6 protein-coding genes are annotated in these 4,491 nt (G+C 37.3%); all 6 read right to left on the reverse strand.

Going from position 1 to position 4,491, the window contains the following annotated elements; all coding sequences use genetic code 11:
* The coding region (locus tag Q7J67_08125) for a hypothetical protein (protein MDO9465246.1) at positions 1–1,235 on the reverse strand (1,235 nt) is incomplete at its 3' end.
* A gap of 255 nt (positions 1,236–1,490) precedes the next feature.
* Complete coding sequence (locus Q7J67_08130; protein ID MDO9465247.1) at positions 1,491–1,817, reverse strand: hypothetical protein; 327 nt, start codon at positions 1,815–1,817, stop codon at positions 1,491–1,493.
* Positions 1,817–2,053 (reverse strand): hypothetical protein, encoded by a 237-nt coding sequence (locus Q7J67_08135; GenBank protein ID MDO9465248.1) that lies wholly within the window; start codon positions 2,051–2,053, stop codon positions 1,817–1,819. The genes Q7J67_08130 and Q7J67_08135 overlap by 1 nt, the downstream gene beginning before the upstream one ends.
* On the reverse strand, positions 2,026–3,066 hold the full coding sequence (locus Q7J67_08140; protein ID MDO9465249.1) for a glycosyltransferase family 9 protein: 1,041 nt from the start codon (positions 3,064–3,066) through the stop codon (positions 2,026–2,028). The genes Q7J67_08135 and Q7J67_08140 overlap by 28 nt, the downstream gene beginning before the upstream one ends.
* Positions 3,023–4,024 carry a GDP-mannose 4,6-dehydratase gene (locus Q7J67_08145; protein ID MDO9465250.1) on the reverse strand — a complete coding sequence of 334 codons (1,002 nt, stop codon included), beginning with the start codon at positions 4,022–4,024 and terminating at the stop codon, positions 3,023–3,025. Before Q7J67_08145 ends, Q7J67_08140 begins: the two co-directional genes overlap by 44 nt.
* On the reverse strand, positions 4,017–4,491 hold a 475-nt coding region (locus tag Q7J67_08150; protein ID MDO9465251.1), incomplete at its 5' end, for a hypothetical protein. The genes Q7J67_08145 and Q7J67_08150, both read right to left, overlap by 8 nt.

Below are 4,491 nucleotides of genomic sequence, written 5' to 3' on the forward strand. Positions count from 1 at the left end.
CGCCCGCCGAGACCCCTATACATAACCCAGCGATAGAAACTCGCATTACGACACCGCGAACCGCAATTCGCCGCAGAAGCCCAATGACCGCCCGCGAGCAGCTTAACATCTGCTCTGCCATTAACACTGTCTTGATTATACAACGAACCTTTCGCACCAGGTAAATCATACCAGCCCCAACCCGTTACATAATCTGATTTAAAGGATTGATCTCTCAGCCATTGCCACATGACCCCACAACAATCCTCACAGCCGATATTAGAGATCATTCTACGTGCTGCTGTATCTACATGACCTCCTGTTGTTACAGGATCAACAGAACCTGTGATGTTTGTTTCTTCGTTGCTGCCGGCTGCGATCAACTGGAATTCAGAGTCATCAAGCAACTGTTTTTTCACAGCTCCAAAATCATCAACAAAATCCATCCAGTTGCGGTAATCTGATATTGTCCCGCCATTTACACTAACTGTTGACGTTCCTGTGCCACTTGCCAGATAGATGTCAACCCAAATCTGAGCCTCATCGCTCCAAACCATTCCAGCAGGTTCACAAATCGGACGATGTTTTAAGTCCCATACTGATTGAGGAAGAATATCACCTTGTGCAAAAGTCGTTAATGTATGCCCTGCTATCGTACCAACTGCCATACAAAGGCAATGGAAACCGTTAATCTTTTTACTTGTAGCTGCTGTATATCCAGTCGGATATGTGCTATCAGCAGACACAAGTAATGCTAATGCTCCATTATTATCACAGGCATATACATAATAATCATGCCCTGCTCGTGCTGCATCATTCAAAGCGATTCCCGTATCCCACGTGGCATTGGTGTTTAATTCTAAAGCGGTATCGGAGCTTACTGTAAACACCTTGCCATTTACCACAATTACAGTTTTATCGTATATCGTAACTGTGTCAACTGCGCTGCGTGCTGGTCGTATAGCTCTTTCGTAGTGAACAGGGAATAATGCTCCAAAGGTAGCGAGTGCCTTAACCCCCTTCGCTCCACCATCACCCACGACAAGCGCATTAGCGGTTAGTGCAGCAGCGGCGGAGACATCGCCTATGGTTATATCCTTATCAGGTACAGTGAGAACTCTCGTAGTTCCGGTCGTGAGCCCATTAACTTCAAACCGAACTTGCTTGGTAGCATCTACCGAACCTTTTACTATTGCGGTTGTGTCGGATACAGGAAGGGCGGCGCTACTTTTTTCTATCATTCCTTTATTAATCATAATACCTTAGGCGAGGAGACTGTCGGATTTATCCGACAGAGGAATTGCCTACCTCCTTTGTTGAAATAGTTGTTGACATTTCGTTTAACGTACTGTATATTACTCGTTAACCAGGACGCTATATGCTATCCTGACGAGGCAACAGTCAATTTGCCTATCGTAGCGCATGTTGATGCCAAAGGCTCTAAAGAGCAACTGCGACGGAGTGCAGCTACAAGCCCAACCCTTTAGGTTTGGGTAGTTGACAATACCCCCCTAAAACTTATAACTAATTTTTAATGAAGCATTGGTTGTTACTTTAATGCACTTGAAATTTTTAATATCATCTGCATTAGAAATAGTCAAGCTTTCACCGACTTTCAGTAAATGACCTACAGTAGATGAAGGTACAGTCCCATCAATCGTAAACCTGATATTATCTGTTTCAAGTGTACAAAACACCTCCTGGCACGCCATGTTTATAAACTGTCCGCTTGTTGGCATAATTTTTGCAACCGTGAAGCCTATTGCCGTATCTACAGTAATGGCTTCGTATCCGCCTGTTTGGTAGTCTGTCTTTTTAAAAGGTATAAATATTTGCATTATAATATTCCTCGATTAAAAATTTTAGTTTTACTATACGGAAGATCTTTAATATTAAAGAAACCATCTATTTCTTTAGTTAAATTACATCTAAGAGTATTTTCTGTAATAATTTGCTTAGCAGCTTTAGCTATTTTAGCTTCATTCTCTTCTTTTGAAACAATATCCTGAAGATGCCAAATTTTAATATTACAAATACTTAATTCATCTATAAGCTGGCCAATTGTTTTTTCCATTTTCCTTTACTACCTTCCAGCTTAAATAATTCTGTTAAAATATATTTAGGCTCTAAAGATTGGGGATGAAATAAGACTTTGACAAAATTTTCTTTCCAAGCATAAGCCCAAAGATACCCTGATGGATTTAAAGCATAGCTCTCTGTTGCATCACTTAAAATAATACAAGGTATAGCATATATAAATGCTAAGTCTTTAATCCCAGCATCTAATCCAATATAAAAACTACACTGTTTAAGAATTGCTATTTTCTTTCTTATAGAAAGCTCTGAAATTAAATTAATAGATAATTCTGAAAATTGTTTGTATATTTCAGAATCCTGCTGTTTTTGAGAGCCAAAAATTACAGGGACAAAACCTTGTTCTGTTGCAAGATTAATAAGTTCAATCCATTTCTTTTCAGAGTAAACATTTCTTGAGTCCTCAGCAAAAGGATGAAAACCAATAAGTTTTTTATCCTTAACTTTTTTAAGATAATCTTCAGTCCAGTCTTCATACTCTTTTTCAATCCATATCTTAGCAGGCCATTCAGGCTTAAAATCTTCTATATCTAAACAAAACTGCTGAAAGAAATCGTCCATACTGATAGCCCTTATTCTTGGAAAGCGTAGCAGAATAAACACACGATTTAGTGTTCTTCGAAAGACAATTTCCGAATCAAACTCAGACATAAACTGCGCATGATTAACTTTATCAATCTTGCATTTATCTTCCATAAAGCTTTGTACATGCGACCAGATAAAATTCTCTTGTTTAACGGCAATAATTTCATCTATATAGGGGTCTTTTTCAAAAAGCTGCTTAACAAGAATAGGGTTTTTACTATCTAAGTATAAATAAAGATAAAGATTGGGAAAGAATTCTTTTATGCTTTTTAAACGGCGCAGATATCTATTGGTAGCATAATGATGACTGATATCTCCAAGCCCACCGCCAATATAAACAAAGACTTTAAAATTAATCAAATTTCTAAACGGAAGCCATTTTAACAATGTGCTTTCTTTCTTTTGCATAATCTGCCTTAATCATCATTTCTACAAGTTCTTTGAATTTTACTTTAGGCGTCCAACCCAAATTTTTTTCTGCCTTATTATAGTCTCCTTGTAATATCTCTATATCAGATGGACGGTAATATTTTTCATCAATTATAACATATTTTTTATAATCAAGGTCTAAATAATCAAAAGCCTCTTCAACAAATTCACGAACAGTATGTGTTTCGTTAGTCGCTATAATATAATCATCTGGAACATCCTGTTGGAGCATTAGAACCATTGCTTCAACATAATCTCTGGCAAAACCCCAATCCCTTTTAGCATCTAAATTTCCTAATCGTAACTCTGTATCTAACCCAAGTTTGATTCGAGCAGCAGCATTTGTTATTTTTCTCGTGACAAATTCCATCCCACGACGTGGCGATTCATGATTATATAAAATTCCATTACAAGCAAACAAACCATAAGCTTCTCTATAGTTTCTGGTTAAATCAAAACCGGCAACCTTAGAAATACCATAAGGAGATTTTGGATAAAATGGGGTATTCTCATTTTGAGGAGATTTAGTGACTTTTCCAAACATCTCTGAAGATGCCGCAAAATATACCTTACACTTAGGGGCCTTTTCTTTTATCGCAGATAAAACGAAAAGAGTTCCATTGATATTAGTATTAATTGTAGAAAAAGCATCTTCAAAAGAATAACTAACAAAACTTTGAGATGCCAGGTGATAACATTCATCCGGCCTTATTCTTTCGACTATATTAAAAATACTGGCATAGCTTTCCAAAGATGCTGCATGTAGAGTAATTTTATTCAATAAATGTTGAATGCGTATCAATCTGCAAACGGGATTTTCAAGCGCAATCCTGCGGACAATGCCATGAACCTCATACCCTTTTTCTAATAACAGTTCCGCTAAATATGAACCGTCTTGACCTGTTATGCCTGTGATCAGGGCTTTCTTTCTATTCATTTTGAATTCCAGTAATTTGGCTGAATTGTTTTCCTATCGATTCATATGTGTATTCATTAACCTTATTCCACGCATAGTCAATTACTTTTGTCCGAAATTTCTCGTCTTCTATCAGCCTGAATGCGAGTTTTGTAGCTTTATCAACATCTCGTGGATAGTCTAAATAAGTAAACGGAAATAATTTCTTTCCAGCCACACTTCCCGAGCATACAAGGGGAACCCTGAGGCAAGCATTGTCAAGTGCATATTGACCTCTTGTTTCTAACGTGTCAAGGTGAATCGCTATTTTACATATTGATTGTTGTTTTATATATTCTCTCCATTGTCTTTGCTCGAATTCTATTATAGTATCGATATCCAACAACTCTTTGTAAAAAACATGCATTTTTTCAACCGATTTGATGGGAGTATGCGTAAAAACAATAATAGGATAACCATATTTTTGCTGAATTCTACCAGCCACTGCC

Source organism: bacterium (assembly GCA_030652805.1).
Lineage (GTDB): Bacteria > JAHJDO01 > JAHJDO01 > JAHJDO01 > JAHJDO01 > JAHJDO01.